This is a genomic window from Halobacillus kuroshimensis DSM 18393 (assembly GCF_000425705.1).
In the GTDB taxonomy this organism is placed as follows: Bacteria; Bacillota; Bacilli; order Bacillales; family Halobacillaceae; genus Halobacillus; species Halobacillus kuroshimensis.
The window spans coordinates 284,211-309,494 of the sequence record NZ_AUDY01000008.1 but is presented as its reverse complement, the minus strand read 5'-3'; the positions used below and the strand labels follow the sequence as shown (position 1 = coordinate 309,494).

General features: G+C 46.4%; 32 protein-coding genes. 2 read left to right on the top strand and 30 right to left on the bottom strand.

From position 1 onward, the window contains the following. Positions 1-555: 555 nt before the first annotated feature. From H615_RS20820 to H615_RS0103310, 3 genes are all read right to left on the bottom strand, one after another. Positions 556-1,980 carry a DUF2254 domain-containing protein gene (locus H615_RS20820; RefSeq protein ID WP_051254576.1) on the bottom strand — a complete coding sequence of 475 codons (1,425 nt, stop codon included), beginning with the start codon at positions 1,978-1,980 and terminating at the stop codon, positions 556-558. Positions 1,981-2,290: 310 nt separating this feature from the next. Beyond that, entirely contained in the window at positions 2,291-2,752 is a 462-nt protein-coding gene (locus H615_RS0103315; protein ID WP_027953812.1) for a DinB family protein, read from the bottom strand. Positions 2,753-2,799: 47 nt separating this feature from the next. Beyond that, complete coding sequence (locus H615_RS0103310) at positions 2,800-3,969, bottom strand: iron-containing alcohol dehydrogenase (protein WP_027953811.1); 1,170 nt, start codon at positions 3,967-3,969, stop codon at positions 2,800-2,802. A gap of 191 nt (positions 3,970-4,160) precedes the next feature. Between H615_RS0103310 and H615_RS0103305 the strand changes: the two genes are divergently transcribed. Further along, complete coding sequence (locus tag H615_RS0103305) at positions 4,161-5,057, top strand: LysR family transcriptional regulator (protein ID WP_027953810.1); 897 nt, start codon at positions 4,161-4,163, stop codon at positions 5,055-5,057. A gap of 80 nt (positions 5,058-5,137) precedes the next feature. On the opposite strand, the gene H615_RS0103300 is transcribed toward H615_RS0103305, so the two are convergent. The 15 genes from H615_RS0103300 to H615_RS0103225 form a co-directional block, all read right to left on the bottom strand. Continuing rightward, the gene (locus H615_RS0103300) at positions 5,138-5,488 is read right to left on the bottom strand and encodes a DUF2200 domain-containing protein (protein ID WP_027953809.1); all 351 of its coding nucleotides are present in this window, start codon (positions 5,486-5,488) and stop codon (positions 5,138-5,140) included. Positions 5,489-5,540: 52 nt separating this feature from the next. Next, positions 5,541-6,584 (bottom strand): serine hydrolase domain-containing protein, encoded by a 1,044-nt coding sequence (locus H615_RS0103295; protein ID WP_027953808.1) that lies wholly within the window; start codon positions 6,582-6,584, stop codon positions 5,541-5,543. 49 nt (positions 6,585-6,633) lie between these two features. After that, on the bottom strand, positions 6,634-6,972 hold the full coding sequence (locus H615_RS0103290; protein WP_027953807.1) for a MerR family transcriptional regulator: 339 nt from the start codon (positions 6,970-6,972) through the stop codon (positions 6,634-6,636). A gap of 81 nt (positions 6,973-7,053) precedes the next feature. Then, entirely contained in the window at positions 7,054-7,473 is a 420-nt protein-coding gene (locus H615_RS0103285) for a hypothetical protein (RefSeq protein ID WP_027953806.1), read from the bottom strand. Between the two features lie 5 nt (positions 7,474-7,478). After that, positions 7,479-7,679: a helix-turn-helix transcriptional regulator gene (locus H615_RS0103280; RefSeq protein ID WP_027953805.1), complete on the bottom strand. Its 201-nt coding sequence runs from the start codon at positions 7,677-7,679 to the stop codon at positions 7,479-7,481. 450 nt (positions 7,680-8,129) lie between these two features. Next, positions 8,130-8,582, bottom strand: a complete 453-nt coding sequence (locus H615_RS0103270; protein ID WP_027953803.1) for a PH domain-containing protein — start codon at positions 8,580-8,582, stop codon at positions 8,130-8,132. Positions 8,583-8,911: 329 nt separating this feature from the next. After that, positions 8,912-9,754: an alpha/beta fold hydrolase gene (locus H615_RS20815; RefSeq protein WP_244877726.1), complete on the bottom strand. Its 843-nt coding sequence runs from the start codon at positions 9,752-9,754 to the stop codon at positions 8,912-8,914. Positions 9,755-9,775: 21 nt separating this feature from the next. Further along, complete coding sequence (locus H615_RS0103260) at positions 9,776-10,669, bottom strand: ABC transporter permease (protein WP_027953802.1); 894 nt, start codon at positions 10,667-10,669, stop codon at positions 9,776-9,778. 11 nt (positions 10,670-10,680) lie between these two features. Beyond that, on the bottom strand, positions 10,681-11,631 hold the full coding sequence (locus H615_RS0103255; RefSeq protein ID WP_027953801.1) for an ABC transporter permease: 951 nt from the start codon (positions 11,629-11,631) through the stop codon (positions 10,681-10,683). Between the two features lie 58 nt (positions 11,632-11,689). Then, positions 11,690-13,318, bottom strand: coding sequence for an ABC transporter substrate-binding protein (locus H615_RS0103250; RefSeq protein WP_027953800.1), 1,629 nt, complete (start codon positions 13,316-13,318; stop codon positions 11,690-11,692). A 13-nt stretch (positions 13,319-13,331) separates the two neighbouring features. Further along, entirely contained in the window at positions 13,332-14,552 is a 1,221-nt protein-coding gene (locus H615_RS0103245; protein WP_084162973.1) for a dipeptidase, read from the bottom strand. 29 nt (positions 14,553-14,581) lie between these two features. Beyond that, positions 14,582-15,637, bottom strand: coding sequence for an ABC transporter ATP-binding protein (locus H615_RS20810; RefSeq protein ID WP_280513299.1), 1,056 nt, complete (start codon positions 15,635-15,637; stop codon positions 14,582-14,584). After that, positions 15,630-16,649 carry an ABC transporter ATP-binding protein gene (locus H615_RS0103235; RefSeq protein WP_027953798.1) on the bottom strand — a complete coding sequence of 340 codons (1,020 nt, stop codon included), beginning with the start codon at positions 16,647-16,649 and terminating at the stop codon, positions 15,630-15,632. The genes H615_RS20810 and H615_RS0103235 overlap by 8 nt, the downstream gene beginning before the upstream one ends. Positions 16,650-16,664: 15 nt before the next feature. Further along, positions 16,665-17,453 (bottom strand): IclR family transcriptional regulator, encoded by a 789-nt coding sequence (locus H615_RS20805; protein WP_051254575.1) that lies wholly within the window; start codon positions 17,451-17,453, stop codon positions 16,665-16,667. A 263-nt stretch (positions 17,454-17,716) separates the two neighbouring features. Next, entirely contained in the window at positions 17,717-19,141 is a 1,425-nt protein-coding gene (locus H615_RS0103225) for an aldehyde dehydrogenase family protein (RefSeq protein ID WP_027953797.1), read from the bottom strand. Positions 19,142-19,435: 294 nt separating this feature from the next. Between H615_RS0103225 and H615_RS0103220 the strand changes: the two genes are divergently transcribed. Next, positions 19,436-19,717, top strand: coding sequence for a hypothetical protein (locus H615_RS0103220; protein WP_027953796.1), 282 nt, complete (start codon positions 19,436-19,438; stop codon positions 19,715-19,717). Here H615_RS0103220 and H615_RS0103215 read toward each other — a convergent pair. The 12 genes from H615_RS0103215 to H615_RS0103160 all read right to left on the bottom strand — a co-directional run bounded on the left by H615_RS0103215 (position 19,714) and on the right by H615_RS0103160 (position 25,093). Continuing rightward, positions 19,714-20,199: a GNAT family N-acetyltransferase gene (locus H615_RS0103215; protein ID WP_035531200.1), complete on the bottom strand. Its 486-nt coding sequence runs from the start codon at positions 20,197-20,199 to the stop codon at positions 19,714-19,716. The genes H615_RS0103220 and H615_RS0103215 overlap by 4 nt on opposite strands. Continuing rightward, a complete protein-coding gene (locus H615_RS0103210) occupies positions 20,192-20,689 on the bottom strand; it encodes a GNAT family N-acetyltransferase (protein WP_027953794.1) in 498 nt (165 codons plus the stop codon). Before H615_RS0103210 ends, H615_RS0103215 begins: the two co-directional genes overlap by 8 nt. A 13-nt stretch (positions 20,690-20,702) precedes the next feature. Continuing rightward, positions 20,703-20,942, bottom strand: a complete 240-nt coding sequence (locus H615_RS0103205; protein ID WP_244877714.1) for a hypothetical protein — start codon at positions 20,940-20,942, stop codon at positions 20,703-20,705. Next, the gene (locus tag H615_RS0103200; protein ID WP_027953792.1) at positions 20,914-21,207 is read right to left on the bottom strand and encodes a hypothetical protein; all 294 of its coding nucleotides are present in this window, start codon (positions 21,205-21,207) and stop codon (positions 20,914-20,916) included. The genes H615_RS0103205 and H615_RS0103200 overlap by 29 nt, the downstream gene beginning before the upstream one ends. A gap of 38 nt (positions 21,208-21,245) precedes the next feature. Continuing rightward, complete coding sequence (locus tag H615_RS0103195) at positions 21,246-21,497, bottom strand: hypothetical protein (RefSeq protein WP_027953791.1); 252 nt, start codon at positions 21,495-21,497, stop codon at positions 21,246-21,248. A gap of 173 nt (positions 21,498-21,670) precedes the next feature. Then, complete coding sequence (locus tag H615_RS0103190; protein ID WP_027953790.1) at positions 21,671-22,027, bottom strand: hypothetical protein; 357 nt, start codon at positions 22,025-22,027, stop codon at positions 21,671-21,673. Between the two features lie 58 nt (positions 22,028-22,085). Further along, on the bottom strand, positions 22,086-23,129 hold the full coding sequence (locus H615_RS0103185) for a DUF1835 domain-containing protein (RefSeq protein ID WP_027953789.1): 1,044 nt from the start codon (positions 23,127-23,129) through the stop codon (positions 22,086-22,088). Between the two features lie 163 nt (positions 23,130-23,292). Continuing rightward, positions 23,293-23,769 carry a hypothetical protein gene (locus H615_RS21770; RefSeq protein WP_051254574.1) on the bottom strand — a complete coding sequence of 159 codons (477 nt, stop codon included), beginning with the start codon at positions 23,767-23,769 and terminating at the stop codon, positions 23,293-23,295. A 22-nt stretch (positions 23,770-23,791) separates the two neighbouring features. After that, complete coding sequence (locus H615_RS0103175; protein ID WP_027953788.1) at positions 23,792-24,109, bottom strand: hypothetical protein; 318 nt, start codon at positions 24,107-24,109, stop codon at positions 23,792-23,794. A 29-nt stretch (positions 24,110-24,138) separates the two neighbouring features. Continuing rightward, positions 24,139-24,423: a DUF3986 family protein gene (locus H615_RS0103170; protein WP_035531197.1), complete on the bottom strand. Its 285-nt coding sequence runs from the start codon at positions 24,421-24,423 to the stop codon at positions 24,139-24,141. A gap of 112 nt (positions 24,424-24,535) precedes the next feature. Continuing rightward, positions 24,536-24,772, bottom strand: a complete 237-nt coding sequence (locus H615_RS0103165; protein WP_027953786.1) for a hypothetical protein — start codon at positions 24,770-24,772, stop codon at positions 24,536-24,538. A gap of 45 nt (positions 24,773-24,817) precedes the next feature. Continuing rightward, on the bottom strand, positions 24,818-25,093 hold the full coding sequence (locus H615_RS0103160) for a hypothetical protein (RefSeq protein WP_027953785.1): 276 nt from the start codon (positions 25,091-25,093) through the stop codon (positions 24,818-24,820). Positions 25,094-25,284 lie beyond the last annotated feature (191 nt).

Sequence of the window (25,284 nt, the reverse complement as noted above, 5' to 3'; positions counted from 1 at the left end):
TACCGGTCATGAAAAGTTTTGTACACACCCTAAATCAGAGCAATGTAAAGCCTCTCACGATTTCCCTTAAATAATAGCTCCTACAAGCAGCCAATAAATATCATAAGATAGTAATTAAAATTATTTCTCAAAAATGTTTATGAGACTCAGTGACGGGAATGCATGTTCTGAGGGGGAATTTAAAATGGAATTACTCCAATTCCTTAGGGGGGGAAATGTATACTGGAATAAGTTTTCACAACGAATATAACAAACCTGTCTGCTGTGATCTGGGGGCTTTCGCCTCTAACGAGCAGCTTTTACTCTTTATGGAGTTAAAACCAACGACAGTGAAGTACTTTCCGATGGAGCGAAATCCGTACTTAATTTGTTCAGACCAACATCATTCGCAAACTTATTTCCTTTCTACATGACCTGGGCACGCCGGGAATCCTTTTGGATTTCCGGCCGTCTCCCTTTTTAATAGATAACCCTCTGCATATCAAGTATTTCAAAACGACAGATGGTCCGCAGCACGAAAAAGGCTTATCCAAAATCGGATAAGCCTTTTTCGTGTTAAGAAAGCTCCTGCTCATACTCTCCGGATGCTTTCTGAGGTACCGTTGCTGCACTTTTTGAACTGACACGCTGCAGCATATATTCGAGTAGAAACAGGTAATCCTCCTGATGACCTGTATTCTTGGAAAGCTCGGAAAGCTGTTCAATAATGTACAGGCAGTCATTTTCATAGAGACTGTAATTATCGAAGCCAAGAATCGTCTGACGCGCGAATTCCCACAGATCCTCGTGAACGTCCTCGTCCATCGTTTTGCTGAGCAGGGAAATCATCGTCAGCAGTTCCGTCATAATCGTTGAATTTTGGTTGGCGTATTCCCGGATCGACGCGAATCCTTTATGAAGATAATAACGGAAATCCTTCTGATTCAAAATCACCCGCAGCTGCTGTTCCTGGTCAAAAAGGTAGGGAGAGAAATTGGTGGACTGGCCGATGCGCTTCAAGAGATCCGTAATCTGATGGATGGTATTCGTCACCGTCAGCGGGTCGTTATGACCGAGCGCTTTGATGGCTACCTCTGCAAGCTTGATCAGCCCGTATTCGAGGTCCTGAATTTCTGTCTGCTTTACACCAATTTCAATCGACTTAAAATAACGCTCCGGATGAATCTTGGAGCCCTTTTCCCAATAAGTGAGAAGCGGGGTCCCCTCCACAACAAACTCACCGATCCTTACATCAAACCTCAGGAGAGCATCCTCCCGTGAGGCCGTCTTGACGAGCTTTGCAAAATCTGCCACCTGAAGGTAACCGGACTGATGTGATTTCAGCACCTTCCCCTCGTCATCAGCAGGAAGTGAAGTCGGTTCGATTTCCTTGTTGAGATGAAAAGGAGCCAGCTCCTTCTCCAAAGCGGTCTGAACAGACTGGGACTTGGCGTTCATATTGTAGCTGATATTGTGCACCTGCATCCATGTCGTCGTATGGTTGATAAAATAGATGAAGGTGACAGCGGCAATAATCGCCGTCAGAATTGACAGAACCGGCGTTGCGGCGATGTACTCCTCTTCCTCATGCGTCACATACAGGAAGTTTAACAGCACATAAATGAAGCTTCCGTTGAAAATGCCGAGCACATGTTGAGTGGCCCGGTCACTGACAAAGTTGACGAGCATTTTGGATGAAAACTGCCCGCTGAACGTAGTTAAGGCAACAAGCAGCGAGTTGATTGTAAACGCGCTCAAAGTAAGAACGCCTCCGACGAGCGCACTCAGCAGCACCTGCAGCGTCTGTCCGCTGAAACCGATGGGCGCCGGCAGGTACAAGCTGACGTCCACGATATAATCGAGGTAAAAGGTGAACGCCGATAATCCGACAGCCCCGAGAATATACCAGAACGGCATAAACCAGATCGTGGATTTCAGCTCACTCTTGCGTTGACGCCGGCTCATTTTGAAGTACTTTTTTATATAGTAGAAGAAACTCATACGCGGCACACCATTCTGTTCTTAAGTATTGGAATTCTTCTAATTCCTTCCCTTGAACGGTAGCTGCTAACCTGATTTCTTATAATTCTTTATGGTGGGTGACGCGATTTATCGATATATCCCAGATTTGACTGATATAATCAGAAAAAAATCGATATATTACAGATTTAGTCGATATATCGCAAAAATAATTGATATATCCGGAAAAAAATTGACATCCTTTTCCGCTAATTATTCGAATACGTTATCATCCATACTTCTACCTCTCATCCTATGCAAAAACCGGCCGGAAATCCGGCCGGTCTGCTTCTTACTTTTGATCGGTCTGTGCTTTGATCGCTTTTATTGTTCCCGTATGTACCCCTTCGTGATACAGCGTGAAATTCAGAATTTCACCAACGGTTTTCATGGATAGAAACTCTTCTGCTGCTTCGTCATCAAGTTTGCCCGTGAGAGCTTCCTGCAGGAGTGCCGGCTGCTCTTCCAGGTGTTTTTTCAATTCATCAAGGCTGGGGACGTTACCTTCCCAATCCGCCGGCTTCGTTCCTGGAGCGAATAATTGGAAAAAGCGCGGAGGTGTTTCGACCGGTGTACCGGCAAACTTAGCCACCATCCCATTTTGAGCAGCAACAATATGACCAAGATTCCACCGGATATTGTTCGCAAATCCTTTCGGCTGGAGGTCTGCCTGTTCCTCCGTAATTCCATCCAGCATTTTCAATGTCGCTTTTCTAACGAGTGCAATTTGTTGAAATACCTGTTCTTCATTCATGGTAACAACTCCCTTCTCTCCCATTCTATCCTTCTATGCATTGATTCTCAAAGAATCGGAGATTGAAAGGCCGTCGTTAATATCTGCAGATAATCTTCTTTCGTAATCGTCCGGGCATTGCTCGGGGTCGAGTTGTTGCGTTCCGCAAGTTCAGCCATACGCTGGAAATCTTCTTCTTGAACAGAAGGTATTTCACTCAAAAGAGGAATATCCAGCTGTTTTGTGAACGCATCGATTTTACGGACGAATTTCTCTACTGCCTCCTCATCCGGATCGTTATCTTCTGCCATCTTCATTAGCCGGGCCATTTCCGCGTGCAGCGGCACGTTTTCCTGCGCGTTGAACTCCATGACATGAGGAAGGAATATGGCATTCGCTACGCCGTGCGGAGTATCATAGAAGCTTCCAAGCGCTTCCGCCAAGCAGTGGACAGCCGCTACATCCGCTGACCCAAAGCATAGACCCGCAAGCAGGCTTCCCTCCTGCATTTTCGCCCGTGCTTCCAGATCTGCTCCGTGTTCAAACACTTGAGGAAGATGCTCGACAATGACCTCCATCGCTCTTGCTCCCATCGCCTGTGATACAGGGTTCGTCACCTTACACGAATATCCCTCGATAGCATGGACAAGGGCATCGACTCCTGTTGCTGCCGTTACGTCCTTTGGTACCGTTAACGTCAGTTTTGGGTCCAGTACGGCTGTTACCGGACGGAGCATCGCGTGCTTCAGCGTGATTTTCCGGTGCGAGTCCGCGAGTGTAATGACCGAAGAGCGGGTAACTTCTGATCCGGTGCCGGCCGTAGTTGGAATACAGAGGATCGGTGCTGCATTCGTATAAGCCCTTTTCCCTTCTACATAGTCTTCTGGACGGCCGCCGTTCGGTCCAAGAAGCGCTACCGCTTTTGCGGTATCGATGGGACTTCCACCGCCAATCCCAAGGACAGCGGAAGCTTTTTCTTTTTGAAACACTTCCGCTCCTATCAGGCATTCGGTATCGCGCGGATTCGGAGATACCTGGTCAAAATCCACCACCCGATAGCCCGCATCTTCAAGAGAATCTAAAACAGGCTTCACGATTCCAGCCTTTTTCACACCTGGATCGCTCACGACCATCACGGTTGCCCCTGGCTCTGTCATCTCCTTCAGCAGTCCCGGTACTTCCTTGGAACGTCCAGGTCCCATCACAATTTTAGTCTGGCAGTAGTAGTCAAAATGCATATCCAATCCCTCCTGTTCAAGCTCTTTGTTCATTGGCCTTAAAAATATAAGGTAGTCTTTCCCAGCTGCAAGTTCAAAATTTTTCGTTTATTTGGGACTGTCTCCATCATATAAAAATTGTTATGATCAATCTACAGAAAATTAATGATCAAAACGATCGGGAGAATTGATCAGAGAGAGGACGAACACGTATGGAAATGAAGCAGTTAAAGATGTTTCAAACCGCAGCCATAGAGTTGAATTTCACTAAAACCGCCCAGATTCTCGGCTATGCCCAATCCAGCATTACAGGGAATATTTATGCCCTGGAAGAAGAAATCGGCGCCCCACTTTTTGAAAGGCTGGGCAGGAGGGTGTTTTTAACAAAGGCAGGAGAACAACTTCTTGATTATGCGGATAAAATCCTTGGTTTAACAGAAGAAGCTGTTTATGTAACCGGAGGTAAAAATCAAAACCCAGGAGGAATGCTGCGGATCTGCGCATCCGAAACCCACTGCACGTACAGACTCCCCCACATTTTAAAGGCCTTTCAGGAAAAATACCCGAACATTGAACTGATATTCAGGCCGGCCGTGGCCGAAAAGGATATTCTGCATTTGTTGTCCGAGGGGCAGATCGACGTTGGTCTGCTATCCATGCATCCTCTGACATCCAGCTCCTTCACAGTAAAGGAATTGAAAGAAGAACCAGTCGCGCTTATATCCAATCCAGCCCACCCCTTAAGGGATAAAGGTGGAGTGACCCCTTACGATGTGGCGCAGGAGAAGCTCCTGCTGACAGAAGCATGTGATTACAGGACTTCTTTCGAAAATGCTCTGATTCAATCTGGTACAGCACCAAACAGTAAGCTTGAAATCGGGGATATATCTGCAATCAAAGAATGTGTGAAGGCTGGTCTTGGTGTAGCCGTGCTTCCGGAAATCGCCGTCCAGAAAGAAATAGCAGATAAAACCATCTCCAAGCTGAACTGGAACGGGCCTGCCTTTAACATCCAACAGCAGCTCTTCTGGCATAAAAATAAATGGATGTCCCCTGCCCTTCAGGCTTTCATTACACTCACGGAGGAATATATAAAAGAAAATGGATAACCCATTTCTCCTTCAATCTCTTATATAACAATACATCCCGCCTCATCAAAAAACGCCGCTCCTTTCCAGAGCGGCGTTTTTTAGTTTCGCAGTATTTTTTCCATAGCTTTGCCTTTCGCCAATTCATCCACCATCTTATCCAGATAGCGGATTTCCTGCATGATCGGTTCTTCAATGTCTTCCACCCGGACACCGCAGACGACCCCTTTGATCAGATTACGTGACGGATGAAGCTCAGGCGCTTCCTCAAAAAAAGTTTCAAAATCCGTCTTTTCTTCCAAGTGCTCCTCCAGCTGTGCCTGAGACAGTCCGGTATGCCAGCGGATGATTTCATCCACTTCCTCCTTGGTGCGTCCTTTTTTCTCAGCTTTCGTGATGTAATGAGGATAAACGCTTGCGAAACTCATACTGTAGATTTTATGTTTGGTCATTCCACGACACCTTCCTTTTTCACAGGATCTGTATCTGTATTATAGCATGGTTTTACTTTCCGCTATTCCATCCCAGCAGGAAATCCTCGATGACATTCGTGACTTCGAACGGTCCGGATTCCTGATTGGAAGGAACAACTGTGATGAGGCCTGCATCCGGATAATAAGAGGAGCGGAAGCTGACACCGGGATCATAGCCCATGACGTGGTATTTGTATATATGCTCCTCTTTTTGATTCATCCAAATCCCGTACCCGTAATGAATCGCCTCATTCACTTGCACATAAGGCTGCAGAAGTCTGCTGGTCATCTCTTCGCTCAGCAGTTCATATCGGAATAACGCTTCCCAGAACTTCCCCATATCCGGAGCAGATAAAAACGCCCCGCCATCGGATCCTCCTTGCTTTGGAATGGAATAAACATTCGTCCGCCATGTGCCCTTTTCCTTTTCATCAATATAGCCAAAGGCTGTATTGACCGGGAGCTGATCGAGAGAAAAATACCCGGAGTCATACATCCCGCAGCGCTCAAAAATCTCCGACTGTACATAATCGGTATACGCCTCTCCTGTTTGCTGCTCGATGATCAACCCAAGCAGAATATAGGCCGCATTGTTGTAGTGGAACCGCTCCCCAGGACCGCCGTTCATCGGTTTCTTTTGAAAAAGGGGCAGAAAATCCTTGAGCGTTTCGATTTTATAGACAGGCACATCCGTCCATAAATCCTCGTAATTCTTCATCACTTCTTCATCAAAATAATCCGGCAGGCCGGACGTATGCGTCAGCAGGTGATGAATGGTTACATCCTTATCAAAATAAGGGAATTCAATCGCCAGACAGTCGGCCAGTGGTGTATCAAACTCCAGCTGTCCTTTTTCCACAAGCTGGCACACGGCCATAGCGGTGAACAGCTTGCTTCCGGAGGCTGTTCCGAAACGGGTGTTGTATGTATTCAGCCTTTTCTCTGCTCTGTCTGCGTAACCATAGGCCTTCTTCAAAAGCACTTGTTCCCTGTCCTTTACATAGACGACTCCGGAAAAGTTTATGTCCTTACTTTTATCATGGATCATTTCGGGCAGCTCTTTATGTATTCTCATCGGTTTCCTCCGCTCCATTTTGTTTCCTGATGAAACACTTCAATCTCAATCAGCGAAAAGTGGCGGTTTCGGTTTCGGCCAGCCATTTGTCGACAGCTTTGACAGGGAAATAATATTCGTAGCCGATTTTCACATAAGGGATCTGACTCTTCACAACATCCCCCTCTTTCTTCGGAAGAACCTTTTCTATCTGCTCGTCACTGAGGCCCAGGTAATCCTGAAGTTCTAAATAACTCATCAGCTGAGGATTCTTATGCTGATCGCGGACTATAACCTGTTCACCAGACTCCTGGGAGCTCTGCGTGAGGGCGTTGGAAAGAATAATCGCTCCTGATAAGATGCAGGCGCCTACAATTAATAATGACATGTTGGTCGTTAATTCTTTCATGACTATCCTCCTTTACGGCCTTATTATTCCAAAATCCCCCTGGAACCTCAATCCTTTTTGGAGAAACCGTACAAGAAAGGACTATTCCTCACGCTCTTTCTGCCGAAGACCGTACATATAAAAAGCGGGAATGACCGAACAGACAAAAACGATACCACCAACCAGCAAACCGTCCATCACGTTGTACCCATTCGTCAAGGCGATGAAAGTAACAAATAAAAGAGAAATCAATGTGATTATCCCGAGAGCTATGTACAATCGCTTGACGGGTGACCCCTTTGTTTTCTCATGCTCCACACTGATCGTCATGGAAAGGTAGGCATTGACCACTCCTGTCATAATGAAAACAAACCAGACAGGGTTATCCGTCATCCCGTCCATCCCATGGTTAATCAAATCATAAAGCAGGACCCCCATAATTCCTAAAGTCTGAACAATAAATGTAATTCTGATGTTCTTTAAATTTTTCAACTGCAGACGTTCATCTTTAATTTTTTCCATTTCTTTTACTCCTTTCGTTCCTGCCAGAATACCTCATCCAACGTTTTATTAACGGCATAGCAGATCTCCAGACACAGCTTCAACGTTGGGTTGTAACGGCCTTTTTCAATTAAGCTGATCGTCTGACGCGTTACACCAACCCTCTCTGCAAGCTCCTGTTGGGTTAAATCGTAGCTGACACGCGCTACCTTCACTTTATTTTCCATAATTATCTATCCCTTCCCTATCAATGTAACATATAAGTTACATAATGCAATACATATATTCCGTTGGACACTAAGAGAAAAACGACTGTCATCATGACACCCGTTTTTTTCTTCTATTCAAGTACCAGGAGAGAATCCTTTTCGCTCCACTCTGCACTATCTATAAGTACTAGGATGAAGGTTATGGACAGATGGTTTAACTCCATCCCTTGTTTTTCGATGAGGATTTTAAAACAGAAATGCAGCATCTTTTTTTATCATTTTTCCCCTTTCTTTTCCCGTTCCGATAACTGAGGGGGACAAACCAGAAACCAATGACAAAACCTGCAATCAGCATACCAATTAAATGATTCGAATCAATCCTATTATCATTCGCATACCCGAGGAAAATAGAAAAAGGGATCAATATCGTCCACATTAGAAGGACGGCCATGATTCTCTTCTTCAAACTCATTCACAACCCTCCGTCAACGTCCGGTTAATTTCAATATTTGGATTCTCCTTGTATAAAAGGCGGATAAAAGATTTCTCATCTTTTGGGGAAATGTGTGTGATGGTATGCTCGGACCAATAGATCTCCAGACGCTTCACTGCCAATGCAGGAGCGGCAAACGGACTGTATCTCTGCTCCACCCTACGAATATCTTCTATGCGGATCTTTTTTCTCATCGGACCAAATCGGATGTGCAGAATGCCCGCTTCAATTTTGTATCCGGTCGAAAACCAAATCCATAAAACGATCTCTATGATACCTGCACTGAGAAGGTATCCCGGCACGCTTTTATATGTAATCAACTGCCGACCACCCGCTTCTCCCCCAAATAAATAGAGTAGAGCAATGCTTCCAATGATTCCTCCGTACATAAATGAAAACAACGGGTCTCTTTTGGATGGAAAGTACATATTTCTCACCTCCCCTGCCTTTACGTATGCCTATCCAAGAAAGTTTCACACGATAGGGATGATAGTGTAAATCTATCATCCATGAGAGAATTCTTCATTGTAATGATATAAAGGGAAAAATGGAATACTAGACTCAGCGCATGACTAAGCTTGCTGTAATCACCCGGGATCCATGATTGATAAACAGATTTGGAGTTTGGTTCCAAATTGCCGCTATCTTTTTCCACCCGCCGATTATAGCGCTTGTAGACTTCAAAAAAAGGAAAGAGTGCCAGATAGAATCTGACACTCTTTCATCTCTATATTTTACAGTCGTCTCATACTTCTTTTTAAAGAATCTGTACAGCTCTATGTTCTTGGAGAAAACGACGGACCAGTTCTACGTATTTTTCATTCTCCTCCAGCTGGGGAGAGTGACCGCTGTTTTCAAAGATAACAAGCTCAGCATTCGGAACACACGACGCAATGGTCTCCGAGCAGATCACAGGAGTGACCCAGTCGTGCCTTCCGACTGTTACCAGCGTCGGTACGTTGATCCCGGCTAATTGATCAACCAGATTAAACGCAGGTTTATTATGCCGGAAAGCGAAGTTATGGGTTTCGTGCCTGTAGTAAATCTGGTCGAGGCGCTGACGGACGGCTTCTTCATCATATTCCACCGTGTACAGCGGCTGGATCAAAGTGAACAGCTCTTTCAAATCTTCGTCGGAGTGTACCTTCCCTTCAAAGAGGCGGGTCATGTTTTCTTCGGTAATGCCGTCAATCCCACTCTCAAGGGCCCGGTCAATGGAGAGGTAATCAAAGTCACTGCTTGCTGCGGTATCTCTCAACAGCACGCGGGTGACACTGTAAGGGTAGCGGATGGCGTACTCGAGCGTTAGAAATCCGCCGTACGATCCGCCTAAAATGGTGATCGGACCGCCGACAAGCTCCAGGCGGACAGCTTCAATATCCGCCGTCCACTGCTCATGAGTAAAAGGGGGACGTCCCTCCGATCTTCCTGAACCTCTCATATCCATAAAAACGAGCTTGTACGTATCTCCCAAGGCGGAAAAGGCTTTGATATCACCCCGGCAGTCTCCCAGACCCGGAGCTCCGTGGATGAAGAAAATCACCTCTCCCTCGGGATTTCCATGGACTTCATAATACAACTCATTGTCATTCACGTTCATGAACAAGGCGCTTCCTCCTCTTTATTTTTTCGCAAAACGCGGATCCAGGGCATCTCTCAGTCCATCACCGAGAAAATTATAAGCCAGTACAACGATGGTAATTGCTACACCCGGAAGCACACCTAAAATTGGAGCTGTCCAGATGTACTGTTGGGAATTCTGTAGCATGTTCCCCCATGTCGGTGTGGGTGGCTGGATGCCTAATCCCAGATAGCTGATCGCACTTTCTGTGAGAATGGCCCAGGCAATAGCGAGTGTTCCGGAGACAATGATCGAGGGAAGAATCTGCGGAACGACATATTTTAAGAGAATCCTTTTAGCAGAAGCCCCGGCCGCATTGGCCGCTTCAACAAACTCGTATTCTTTCCACTTCAACGTTTCTCCGTATACGACCCGGGCAATTTCCACCCAGCCGGTCAGTGCGATGACGAGCACGACCATGAATGGCGTCGTCCCAAGCACCGTAAGGGCGACAAGGACGAAGAAAAAGTTCGGAATCGCCATCATTGCTTCGGTAATGCGCATGAGGACAGCTTCGACCACTTTTCCAAAAAATCCGGCGCAGGCGCCTATGATCGTCCCGATGATCAAGGAGAAAAGCATCGCACATAATCCGACCAAGAGCGTCACCCGCCCGCCGTGAAGCATGCGTGCGAAAACATCCCTGCCCAGGTCGTCTGTTCCGAAGGGGTGCTGCAGCGTCCAGCCGGCAAGGGCCCCTGCATCGGTCAGTTCATCCGGAGTAATCGGCCACAGGACAGGACCGATAAAGACGACGGCGTGGACAACGACTAAAAACCATAATGATAAAAACGCTACTTTGTTCTGCTTCAATCTTGTAAGTAATACGAAGCGCCGCTTTTCCTTTTTCCGGTGCTGCTCTTCCATATCTTCTTTTATAGAAGCTCCTAACATTCGGTCCCCTCCTATGCCATGTTTTTCACACGCGGATCGACTTGAGAATAAATGATGTCGACAAGCAGATTGCTGATGATAACGACAAGCGTAATGACAACGGTAATGCCCATGATCAATGGATAGTCACGGCCATTGGCTGCTTCAATAATCAACGTCCCGATTCCTGTCCATCCAAAAATCGCTTCGGTGATCACAGCACCGCTCAGCAGTCTCGGAATCAGCACGCCAATGATGCTGATGATCGGAATCATCGCATTACGAAGCGCATGCACATACAACACGACGAATTCCTTCGCCCCTTTGGAACGGGCGGTACGGATATAGTTCTGTGAAATGACTTCCAGCATCGATGATCTCGTGAAGCGGACGATATTCGGAAGCACGGTCGTCGATAAAATCAGTACCGGCATGGCTAAGTGAGCCATCCAGCCCCCAAAGTCAAAGTCCGCGCCCCTGGGTCCGACACCGGACGATGGCAGCCAGCCAAGTTCAACAGAAAATAAGAGAATCAGCATGAGCCCGAGCCAGAAGGAAGGAACCGACAAACCGATGACACTCGAAAAGTTGATCACATGATCCGCTGCTTTTCCTCGTTTCAAGGCGGAGATGACCCCAAGGATGATGCCTGCAATAACGGAAAAAATGATCGTGAATACGGTAAGTTCCATCGTGTAAGGCAGCCGTTCAGCTATCCTTTCCACGACCGCTTCACTAGAGTTGAATGATGTGCCCAGATCACCGGTGACTGCATTCCCCACCCACTCAAAATAGCGGACGATCACCGGCTGGTCCAGGCCGAGACGTTCGATTACCGCCTGACGCTCATCGGGTGATGCATCCATCCGCATGACCCCTGTGGGCCCACCTGGTGCGAGGTTGATGAGAAAAAAGGTAATGACAGTCACAATGAACAATAAAATGATGCTTTGTCCAAAGCGGTTAAGTAAAAATCGAATCACACAGGTCCCCCCTTTTTATAAAAGAGAAGTGCACGCGGTGGTGCACTTCTCCCATGACTTACTCCGCCATATACCATTCCTGGATATAGTGAAGCGTATCTCCAAAGGCCAGTTCAGGTACGCCGTCGATATCCGAGCGCTTCACCTGTACTTCCTGCGGGTACCAGAGGAACATGTACGGAAGCTCTTCAGCCATCAGCTTCTGGGCTTCTGTGTAGATTTCCTTCCGCTCCTCTACATCGCTCGTTTCCGCACCGGCGTCCAGAAGCTTGTCCATTTCTTCATTTTGATAAGCCGGGATGTTGTTCCCCTGCTCAGCAAAATCAGAGTGCATGTACGCCTTCAAATCCGGATCCGGTGGATAGCGCCACCAGTTCAAGGTCATCGCATAATCCCTTTGGATGACGACTTTGTCGATCATCGTATTCCAGTCCATCGTATTCAACTGCACATCCAGCCCGACATCAATCAAGTACTGCTGAACAAGCTGGGCAATCGCTTCTAAATCCCCCTGAATACCGATGTCAAAGATGATTTCGAAGTTTTCTCCATCCTTATCGACAAAACCATCACCGTTCGTATCCTCCCATCCCGCTTCAGCAAGGAGCTTTTTCGCTTCTTCCGGATCGAATGGATACTGCTTCACATCATCGGTGTAATACTCCGACAACGCCGGCGTAATTCCGGCATCTGCAATCGTTCCATACCCTTGAAGGACGGTATCGATGATGTTCTGACGGTCAAGCGCATGTTCCATCGCCTGGCGTACCTTCACATCCTGGAACCTTTCTTCCTGCTGGTTGACGATCAGCCAGAAGAAACGGTTCGTATCACGTCCGTCCACATCAACGCCGTCCGCACTCTCAATACGTTCAACCGCAGAGGTGTCATCCAGAGCGAAGATGGAAAGTTCGCCGCTCAACAGCTGCGCCACGTGGGTATTGGCATCAGGAAGAATTTTGTATTCCACTTCGTCCAGGTTCGCAGCATCGCCGAAATACTCTTCATTCCGCTCCAGCACGACGCTCTGTCCGGAAGTATAGGATTTAAGCTTGAAAGGTCCTGTTCCAACAGGGTTCTCCTTGTTAAAGCTCGTCAAATCCCATGGATCTTCTCCTTGGAAAATGTGCTCAGGAATAATCTCTGTATTAAAACTCAGGTAAGCCGGAAGGGCGGCAACCGGGCTCGATAAGTTGAACATAACGGTGTAATCACCATCTGCTTCAACACTTTCCACCTGTCCGAAATAGGAGGCACTGTTCGCTCCAAGCTCTTCATTCAATGTAATATCATTGAACGTAAACACAACGTCCTCTGATGTAAACGGTTCGCCGTCATGCCATGTGACATCATCACGGAGCTGGAAGGTCCAGGTCAGGCCATCCTCGGACGTCTCCCACGATTCAGCCAGATCCGGTGCAGGCACCAGATCTTTCCCCGGCTTCGTCAAACCGTCGAATATGACACGGTTAATGACATTGGACTCTGCATAGGCACTCGGGTGCCACGGATTAAAGGTTGGATCAGCGACAATCGGAATCGATACCTTTCCGCCGGAGACGGCCTCTTCAGAAGACGCTGTCGCTTCTCCCTCTGCCTCCTCTTCCCCTCCGTAGGAACAGGCTGCCAGGAACAACGCCATAAGTGCAGCTGATAAAAAGACCCACCATTTTTTATTCATCGTCATCGTCCCTCTCTTATTATTTCGCCCACGTTTCTTTCAGCACACGCATAATGTTGCCGCCGGTAACTTTACGGATGTCTTCCCGACTGTATCCTTTAGCGACAAGCCAGCGGACGATGTTCGGAAAGCATTCCGCCGGGTTTTCCAATCCTTTGACATAATCGACACGCTCCATCGAGGATTTCTGAGCACTTTTGATGGATAATTGACCGGCTAGTGTATCATGAAGGCCGACATGGTCACCGAATAAGGTGTCCGGCCCAAAGGCTACATGCTCGATCCCTACCAGGTTCGCCGTATATTCGAAGTGTTCCATGAACGAATCGATATTGTGGTGCGGATGATTTTCCGATATGGTGGAGTGCGGAGCTGCCTCAATTCCTATCACCCCGCCCTTTTCAGCACAGGATCGGATGACACTGTCCGGCTTCATACGCTTCGTATCCCATACACCACGGGCACCGGCATGGTTGATGGTGACCGGCTTTGTACTCGTTTCAATCGTATCAAGTGCCGTTTGATCACCGGCGTGAGAAACATCCACAGTGATGCCGAGCTTGTTCATCCGTTCAACCGCCTGTTTTCCAAAAACGGAAAGGCCGGCATCCTTCGGTTCACGGAGGCCCGAGCCCAGCATATTGGATTCAGAGTAGCAGACACCCATCGTCCGGATGCCGAAGCCATACAACACATCAAGACGGTCCAGCTCATTTTCAATCATGGATGCCGATTCCAAGGCTCCGACAAAAGCGATTTTCCCTTCTCTTTTCGCCCTGGACAAGTCCTCAATACGCTCAGCTTTAATCACCATATCCTGATGGGCGATGTCGCTGAAGCGGATACCCAGGTCGTGAATGACATCCGACCATTTCCACCCTGCGAGTGAGGTGATCATCGCTGTTCCGTCCATGAAATTCTCAAAAATGACATCAAGACCTGAACGGCTCAGGGCTTCAAAGGCTGTGAAGTCCCTGCCCTGCCGGCGGAATTCGTAAAACTGATTAAGATCTTCCGGTGCAATGAACGTATGCTCATGCATGGAAATCATCAAATCCTCTTCCAGGATCGTCTGGACCTCATTTTCCTGCTCATTTGTCACAGGATAGGAAAAGCTCGGGACACGGTCCACTTCTTTTGCAAGAGTGTAAGATTTATAATCGACGCCCGCTTCAAGATATTGAAAAGACTTATAGCCGTCATAGACTTTTTGGTTGCCTTTTTGAATGAGTTCAGCCAAAGGATATTCCCCTTCCTTTTATTTACCTCTTATGCCATAATAAGGTTATTAGTTTTGTTGTCAGATGGTTTCTGACGTTGAGCGACAGCTTCTTTTAACGTCTGCCCTTTTTCCAAAGGGTAATGACAGGCCGTGAAATGGCCGTTTCGCGTTTCCTGCCATGCTGGAACTTCCTGACTGCATCGTTCTGTTGCAAGTGGACACCTCGTCCGGAAATTGCACCCTGAAGGTGGAGATGCTGGTGAAGGCACTTCCCCTTTAAGAACGATACGTTCTTTCCTTGCTTCGGGATCGGCTTCCGGTACAGTCGACAAGAGTGCTGCCGTATAAGGGTGTGCAGGATCATTGAAGATCGAATCCGTATCCGACAGTTCGACGAGTTTTCCTAAGTACATCACACCCACCCGGTCGGAAATATGCCGGACGACATTCAGTCCGTGCGCAATGAACAAAAGCGTCAATCCCATCTCCCGCTTCAACTGGATCAACAGGTTAATGACCTGGGACTGGACCGACACATCCAAAGCGGACACCGGTTCATCCGCAACGATGAATTCCGGCTCAAGCGCAAGCGCCCTCGCTATGCCCACCCGCTGCCTCTGCCCTCCGGAAAATTCATGAGGGTAGCTGTGATAACGGCTCGCATCCAATCCTACGAGCTCCAACAATTCCTTAACCTTTCTTTCTTTTTCTGCGCCTTTGGCAAGACCATGAATCTCATACATCTCCCCGATAATCTGCCCGATTGTGAAACGCGGGTTCAAAGAACCGAACGGATCCTGATAAATGATCTGCATGTCCTTGCGGAGTCTGCGCATGTCTTTCTTCGAATATTCAAGAATATTACTCTCACCATAAAGCACCCGGCCGTCCGTCGGATCCTGAAGTCTTAAGATGTTCCTGCCGAGCGTCGATTTCCCGCAGCCGGATTCCCCGACAAGCCCGAGTGTCTCTCCTTTATAAATATCAAAAGAAACACCATCCACCGCCTTCAGCGTCTGCTTCCGCTTCCCTAAGGCCCCACCTCCTTTAATCTCAAAGTATTTCTTCAAATGCTGAATTTCCAACAGCTTTTCTTTATGAATTTGATTCAACGGGATCCTCCTTTCTGTGAAAAGGGTCAACCTGAGAGGCAGTGAACTCTTCCACATGCCAGCAGGCGACGTCACGCCGGCCCACTTTTTGAAGCGGAGGTTCTTCCTGATGGCACTTCTCTGTGGCAAAGCTGCAGCGCGGCGCAAACCGGCAGCCTTCAGGCATCTGGTTCACGCCTGGAATCGTTCCTTCAATGGTCGGAAGAAGCTCTCCTCTGGCCCCGCTCATTTTCGGAATCGATTCAAGCAGTCCTTTTGTATAAGGGTGATGCGGGAGTTCAAACAAATCGCTCGTCTCTGCAATCTCCATCACCTTCCCGGCATACATGATGATGATCCTGTGGGAAAGCTCTGCCGCTACACCAATATCGTGGGTGATGAGCATGATGGACATGTCCTCTTCGTTCCTCAATTTTCGGAGCAGCTCGAGGATCTGCGCTTCAATCGTGACATCAAGCGCTGTTGTCGGTTCATCTGCGATGAGAAGCTTCGGCTTGGAGGCGAGTGCAATGGCAATCATGACCCGCTGCCTCATCCCTCCCGACAATTCGTGAGGATACTGCTTCAACCTTGTTTTCGGTTCAGAAAGCCCGACAAGGGTCAGCAAATCCTCCGCCTTGTCCATCGCTTCCTTTTTCTTCAGCGGCTCATGATAACGGATCGCTTCGACAATCTGCTGGCCGATGGTGAAGACAGGATTCAGCGCGGTCAACGGCTCCTGGAAAATCATTGAGATCTCTGCTCCTCTGATCTTCCTCATTTCTTCATTCGTTTTGGTTGTCAGTTCTTCACCCATATACTCGATCGACCCGCTTATGATTTCCCCATTTTCAAACTCGACCAGTCTCATCACAGACATCGATGTGACACTTTTACCACTGCCGGATTCCCCGACGATGCAGACGGTTTCTCCTTTTTCAATATCAAAACTCACCCCGTCGACCGCCCGGACAAACCCGTCCTTTCCCTGGTAGCCCGTCACGAGGCCTTCCACCTTCAACATGTGTGATCCCCTCCTTTAATGAAGACTTTCAAGCAGATAGTTCCGTCTAGTCGGAAAACAAACTTTGCTTAAAACAGAATCGAGCTCTCCCCGGTGTCGGATGAGATCAGGTAAAATGTGTTCCGCTACTTCTTCAGTGAGCCGGTAGCTGGGACCGGCTATCGATAGCGACCCGAGAACCATATGGCCGTAATCAAACAAGGGAATGGAAACCGCGGCTACATCACTGATCGTTTCGCCGGAGGAATACGCCCACCGCTTCCTTTCGATGTCCTCAAGTTTTTTCAACATATCAGTTTCTGACGGGATAAGGCCGGGGTGTTGGACAGCCCCTTCATGAACGATTCTTCGTTGAACTTCTTTAGGCAGGTGACAAAGGATGACTTTGTGGGAAGCTCCGACATAAAGCGGGGAACGACGGCCGACCGAGCCGGCGAAGCGGACAAGGCGGCTGCTTTCTACAATCTTGGAGAAGACCCCTTCCTCGTTATCCAGAAGCGTCATGACGACACTTTCCCCGGTTTCGGAAGCAATCTTATGCATGATGGGATGAATGATCTCAGAGATTTGAAAATGTTGTTCGACGATGTTGCTGAGCTCAAGGAATTTAATGCCAAGCTCATATTTCTGCGTATCCACGCTGCGGTATACATATCCCCGTTCTTCGAGGGTGGTCAGCATCCGGTGGACAATGGTATGACTCATATCAAGCGCCCGGGACAATTCCCGGAGTCCCCACTTCGGATGTTCCAGCGTGAACATATCAAGGACCTGAAGTGCCTTATCGACGGTTTTTGAACTCACTCGGCTTCACCGCTTTCTAAGTGGTTCTATAATCGAACCAATATTCTGAATTTTATGATTACTAATGATACTAGCACAAAATGACCATTTTGCAACTACTTTTTCCGACTTTTTTCGGGAACCGAAATAAAAAGAAGCCTTAAGCTCAGATGGCTCAAGACTTCTTTTATAAAGATTCTGATAAAATTCAGTTGGACCTTACTAAAAAAAGAAGAGCTGTCCTCCCCTTCCAGGAGAACAGCTCTTCTTAAATCAGCGACCAATTAAGATGGGAACCCAAGAATCGCTTTTTTCTCAAGATATTCTTCAATTCCATAATCGCCCCACTCACGACCAATACCTGACTGCTTATAACCACCAAATGGTGCATTGAAATCATGAGAGGCATCATTTATCTTGATACGGCCGGCACGAATGGATGTGGCAACTTTTCTAAGTGTTTCCGGATCTTTACCATAGACGTAACCTGCTAATCCATACACCACATCATTACCTATTTCAATGGCTTGATCGATGGTGTCATACGTAATAATACTCATCACAGGTCCAAAAATCTCTTCCTGGGCTATGACCATATCGTTCGTTACATCAGTGAAAATCGTTGGTTTAGCGTAATACCCCTTTTCCAGTCCTTCTGGAAGTCCTGTACCACCGGCAATCAGATTTGCACCTTCGTTCATCCCTTTTTCAATATAGGATTGAACGGTGTCCCACTGTTTCTTGGATACAAGTGGTCCGACATAATTTCCTTCACGAGGATGCCCTACCGGAAATTCAGGAAGAACGTCCAGGACGGCCTGTTCAAATTCTTCCTTCTTGGAAGCTGGAACAATCATCCGGGTCGCAGCAGAACAAACCTGCCCGGTATTCGTGGCGATATTGCTTACTGCATTCCGGGCCGCCTCTTTCATATCCGCATCTTCCAGAACAATCAATGGAGATTTACCTCCGAGTTCAAGAGCGACGTTTTTAATCGTTTCAGAAGCATTCTGCATAATTTTCGTTCCTACGCCCGCGGAACCCGTGAAGGATACAAAATCAATATCAGGATGGGAGCTGATGCCATCACCTATCGTTTCGCCTGTACCGTTAACAAGGTTGAACGCTCCCTTAGGCACGCCCACTTCATCAAAGATCTCTGCTAACATAATGGCAGCGAACGGCGTCATTTCCGAAGGTTTCAATACAACAGGGCTTCCTGCTGCAAATGCGCTGGCAATTTTCGTTGAAGCTTGGTTTGTCGGGAAGTTCCATGGGGTGATTAAGCCGCTGACCCCGACAGATTCCTTGACTACCGTATGGTTGCCGCGATGCTCCATGAATTCAATATTTTTAAGAGATTCGGCCGCTTGGGCAAAATGATTATAGCCCATGCTGTAGTGAATCTTCTCCGAAATTTCAAGAGGTGCACCTAACTCATCCGTCATCACGTCGATGAATTCATCTTTGCGTCGGGCATAGGCTTCGGCTATATTCTCAAGCATTTCAATACGCTCTTCTTTAGAAGTTTGAGAGAAACCCGGGAAAGCATCGCGGGCGGCTTGAACAGCTTTATCCAGGTCTTCCTTCGTTCCCAGACTAATTTGACCCATCGTTTCTTCCGTGGCAGGGTTTATGACGTCCTCGGTGTCATTTCCCGTGGATTCCACCCATTCACCGTTAATGTAATGCTTCAAAATAGTACGCATATTCAAATTCTCCTTTATAAAAAGTTGTGTAGTTTGCTTTGTTTAGTCATGTATTACCGCTAACGCTCTACACAAAACATCTCGAAGCTAAGAGGGGTTTTTGAACATGCCTCAGACTGCGCTTCCATTACTGATTTAGCAGGAATAGGAATTTGGTATAAGAATTACGAAAAGAAAACAGCGGCCTCCTTTACAGACAGGGAAACTGTTAATGAACAGGTGAATGGAACTGCCCCCTTCTTGTCTCGTCAAACGCCCACTGCTAACATGAATAGAGAAAAGGAGGTTATATCCATGACTGGCAATCACAAGGGATTCAGACACTTGGCCATCCTATGTATCATACTATCTCTGATCGTCCAGAATCTCAGTCTGATGGATGCTGTTTCCTTCCACGAGAATGTATTATTCCTGTTCAACTGGATGCTGCCGGCAGCCGCTCTCACATTATCCATCATCTCGTTTTCGAGATCGCAGAATAAGAAAGATCTGCTTATCACGGGTTTTGCTGTACTGGCCTTTTTCTACAGTATCATCTTTATCTTCGCCGCTTGGATGATGATGGATACTCCTTAACCACCGCTCCATACATAGACGAATTCGTCGTCTTCCTCTTCCATCCTCCGAAATCCTGATTTCTCCAGCAGGTTGATCGATGGAAGGTTTTCTTTTTCCACACCGGCCTTGATCATGTAATCCCCTTTTGATTGGATCCAGTGAGTCAGGGCTTGGACAATCTCATACGCATAGCCCTGCCGCTTATACGAAGGATCAATCGTATAGCCCACCCAGAAGTCATCCTCCTTCTTCAGCAGAAATACATCACCGAGGAGCACGTGGTCTTTTTTTCTTATCACAGCCAGCTGAGAACCATCTTCCACTCTCTGCGGATTCAGCAGGGTCGTTTCATAGACCTGACGGGTGAATCCTTTGAACCCCTGGTATTTCATCCAGTCCAGATCATTCCGGTAGCTCATGAACGCCTCAATGTCCACGGAAGTAAAAGGTCTTACATAACAGCGCGGAGTTTCTAAAACAGCGTTACTTTCCTCACTCATCCCCAGTTTCCTCCCCTCTCCCATGCAGCAGCTTATAGTAACTATACATCCGTTTGTTTTCATAAAAACGTTCTCTGTATTTAAGATAACCAAGAGAAGTCCAGAACTTTACGGCAGGAAGGTTGTCCGCATGAACAGCCATTTCAATCACGTCCGCCTGCCGCTTTTTCATAAGTTCCTCATAAACCCTGTACACCTTTTTCCCCAAACCCTGACCATGATAGGTACTGTCCATCAACAGCAGACTCAGCCATGGATTTCCGGAGTTCGGCGACTGCATGCCGTATTCAATAATGCCTATGAAACTCTCACCATAACCAACCAAATGTCTTTCATTACCGAGTTCATCCGCTTCCTTCCACTGCTCTCTTATGTCATCCACCGTTAGAAGTTCCTTATCATAAGCGATTTTATTGTAGGCAGGGTTTGAGTTGTGAAGCCTACACTCTTTTTGGATATGAGCCTCCTGCACTTTTGTAAAGCTGAACATGTTCCCGACTCCTTTAATTCCATATGAAATTTCCAATAAGAGCAAAAAGCATCATCAAGGCAATACTTCCGAACAAAACATACCCAATCCATTTAATCGGGCCGGGCAGTCCGCCCTCACTCGGTTTTGGATACCCTTCGATTTTCTTTTGATGATCGATCCCGTCATTAAAAGACGGGTCATCATTGGAATGGTTGGACATAGACTCACCTCCGTATATAGGATCAAGAACCGTCATAATCGCTGATATCATCAAAAAGATCCCCCGGGACATAGTCGTCATCATAGGAATCAAAAGTATTGTAGTATTTGGCGTCCGGATGTCCTAATACAGCGTTTTTCCTTCTTTCATAGGTGCGGATAAGGTGAAGGACCGAATAACCGATGCCACCAGCCAGGGCTGTGTATACTAGAAAATCTGCTCTATAAAAAAGATATGTACAAACGGCAGCTATAGCGGAGAGGAGCAGCACAATCTCGAAAACTTTGATAATCATCACCTCCTTTTGGTTCCACATACTTCCCTTCTATACGAAACTTTTTGATTCTATCGTTTTCATGCAAAGGAAAGAACAGCCATGACATGGACAACGGTAATCGTCAAAATGCCAAGGATGTTCGCTAAAAGAACAAACGTCTTCCACCGCCGAGCCTTCAGGCCAATCAACAACCCGATGACAGGAAGCAGCATCGTCATGATAAAAATCAGACGGTATTCCTCGATGAAAGACCCGGCGGGAGCTTCAGGATTGATGATCATCAGGATGAAGGCAGTTACAATACAGAGTAAAGATACAGACGCACGCATTTTTCACACACTCCTTTTCTATCTCTATACCCTTACATCCATTTATTACCAAAATTCTCTTCCCGGTTCCTCTTGGATTTTCACGATAGAGTACCTCAAGCCCTCTCGGAACCCCCTTAATATCCAATTTGTACTCAAGAACTAACTGAATCAACCGGTATTCTATAAAACGATCACCGATCATCCTTGTCACTTTCCGCCCTGCGAGATAAAGCATACCCGCAAAGGGTTAAGATGCTAACAATTAGATAAAATACGGGGAGATTAACACTGTAAGGCTTTAACTGATTCAGTAAAACGCCGCTGCCATCGATTTCAAGGATTTCCTTAGTGGATTTAATACTGGAAATGCTCGTAAGAATGGCTGAGATTCCGAAGTTCATTGTAAATACTAAATAGAGGGTAAATCTGATACCAAAAGGTTTTTTTCTAATGATATCTTTGATAGTCAGGAATGTTATTAAACCGACCAAAACTCCACCGATGACTATGTATATATAAAATTTAGTTATATACTCTGATTCTTCCATAAGGTCAATTCCTTCTCCTTAACAAAATTGCTGCTGACTCCAATAAGGATCTTTGTAATTATGAACATCCCCAATCTGTTTCCTCTTTGACTCTCACGGCAAAGTACCGCATGCCTCTCGGAATCCCCTTGATATCCAATCTGTTTTCAAGAACCAGCTGAATCAACCGGTATTCGATAAAAGCATCACCGATCACCTGCCGCGAATGCCCGATCACTTCTCCTATGATCCTGGTTGCTTTAATAAAATCAACACAACCGGCATCTTCATGAAGACTTCTTACGGTTTGAATAATGATGGGATCAAAGTAGTCGACCGTTTTTGAAAAGACCCCTTCACCCCATATTCTCAACTCGCTGTTTTCTGAGGATAACCGCAGCCAGTCTTTCTCCAAACGATCCCTCGCTTCAAAAGGAATGGGTTCACTTGAAGCATAATGAATCATTTCCCCGATCCGGTCTGGAGAGATTTCACCCGTATGGATGGGATATCCCGTCGAACGTTTTAAGTGACTTTCACTTACGTTGATTGTCCTTACACGACCGTTCCATGCTTTCAGCAGCTGCAGAACGAAACGCAGGCCAAACTGTTCATGGGCATTATTTCCAACCCAGATGGTCGTCTGGATATGATCAGGAATGTTCCGGATGCCTTCCATGGCCTGTTTGTTTTGCTGAACATAAGTGAAGATCTCTTCGTCATCCAGGTGAATGCGGTCATAGAGCCAGTCCAGGCGTTCCTGCAGCCCTTCTGGCTGATCAAGATTCCGGACCGGCCCGATAGAAAACATCAAAGGGAGGTTGATGACCATGTCATTGTCTCTTTTAAGATTTTCAAGCGTATTTTTGAGCGCCCCATATGCGGAGTGGCCAAACACGATATGAACCTCTGTCATATCTTTTTGGTCGCTGGATAAAGGGTTCATTTGCTGTTTATACACCTGATCCACACTTTTTTTCACGGCTTTTATCCGTTCTACATATTCATCTGGCGATAGATGGCCACTGTCCACGTACTCCATCATCAACCATGATTGTAAAACCATTGAACGAACTTCTTCTCCACTCAATGACTCCACTTTCTTTTTCATCAATGGATCCATTCTTCCACCCTTCCTTATCGATTTAATGTTAGTAAACCCAGGTTTTAAACACTGAAATGATTCACAAACTTGCTGAACGCGCATGGAGACCTGCACGGAATGAAAAACTTTTTCCCTCATCAGAATGATGCTTGAAAGGGACCACCCCCTTGAACAGTTTAGATTAGGAGCTGCCCGCTTGATAAGAAGCCGCTTCTCTTTTTATTAGTGAAATCAAGTCAGCTTCATTCATGTCAGAATGGAAAGGATCATATACGAGTAGATCGATGCTTTCGCTGATATCGTACCAGACCATTAAGTCCTTAGGATATTCCAGGTCCCTTACGATGTGAAACATACGGGAGGCAAGCTCAAACGTAATGGATGGATGCTCACTCTTGGCTATATCATCGGCCAGCACCTTCATAAAAGATCGAGCACATGCAGCAAAATCAGGACGGTTATTCACATGAAGTTCACGGCAGGCCCTTTTGAAATAGTCTTCCACTTCGAAGATGCTGGCATCTTTCCTAAAGGCAGCCAATATAAAAAGAGAAGGGGAGGAAACCCCCGCCTCGATCATGGAATAAGCCCAAAGAATGTAATCAGCTGACTCAACCTCTTCCTTATCTATTTTGTAAAACAGCACAGTTGTTTCCACCCCAGTTCCCCCTCTCACCTGTTCATTCATGCTCCTCACGTGGAAGAAGACCGTTCGTGATTTTATATATAGTCTTATTCATTAGAGAAACACATACTGATAGCGCTGCAATCACAATCAGAATAAATACGAGTGTGCTTAAAATCTTATACGGCACCTTTGATGCTATCCAATTCCCTCCGTAATAAATGAGTATAAATCCGATAAAAACGCTGACCACATAAGTTGCACCCACACCGATCATTTGGAAGGCCGTCAGTTGCGCTAAGCGTTTTTTGTTTTTTATGACCTTTGCGATGATGACTGCGGTAAGAGAGGTAAACGTAAGGACCGCTTCCATTTCCCGCACCTCCAAGCTGAACAAATTGCTTAAGCATCCACGTCTATCAATTTATAGTGTCTTAACCACTTTTCGAACGAATGATAAGCTTGCTTTTCAAAGTTCTTTGTATCATCAATGGAAAAAATGAGGATTCCATAATGGGCAACAGAAACCCCAAGTCCTTTATTCATTACCTGAGAATATAAGGTGCCAGGTCCAGAATCATCAACATAAACATCCCAGAGAGGTTCCCAGATTCTTTTGTATGCGACAACCTCCAGGTCATACCCTTCATAATATCCAATGTGAAAATGCAAGTCCGGATTGTACATCAGCTTTTCTCCTTGAATGACCCCCTAACGTCCATAAGGATCCTCCTTTATCAATGCTTAGATCATTCACCCAAAACATCTTATCGTGCTGCTGAAATAGAAAAGTACTTTTCTAAATGACCCAGGCACCAAGCAAAATGAATCCACTTCCTATAGTCATGACAACACTCTTTGCCAGAGGATAAGGAAGTTTGTTCAGTAGTTTCACCACACTTTCCCACTCCAGGTATCCGCTTGATCCAAGTCGGGTATCATCTACATAATCCATCTGTCCTTTCATCTTGAATATGGACGCATACAGGATAAAGACACCCCAAAGGATGAGGACTGCACCTAAAATAAGATCCATGAAGAACTCCTTTCTTTGCTGGATGTTGGTTTATGATTATTCGCTTCAAACGCCTCCGCTCAGTGTCCCGATGATGTTAAAAGCAATCGGGAACAAGAAGAGACCAATGTTAAAAATCATCCCTGCCCGTGCCAGGTTGTCCCGGTTCATTTTATAGCCGATCAAACCAAGGACTGCTCCTATTGGACAGAGTATAAACGGCAGGTTAATCGGAAGTCCCTGTATGTTCAAAGGAACGATGCCGAATAAAAAGTTTACAATCAAAATTGTTAAAACGGTTGGGATCAGGATGGATCCGACACTAAGCATCTTTTTCACCATAAAACCTCCTCCTATACTTCAAATCTCAGAGAAGGTTCACCTTCCACCTTATATGTACGTATAAGGAAAAGGGAGGTTTCAAATGATTACTATTTTATGGAAAATAGCGGCCACTTTAATGGAAGCAGCCGCTCTTTTCGAGACATTTCATATATATATTCATACAACCCATAGGCCCTGACTTTTAACTA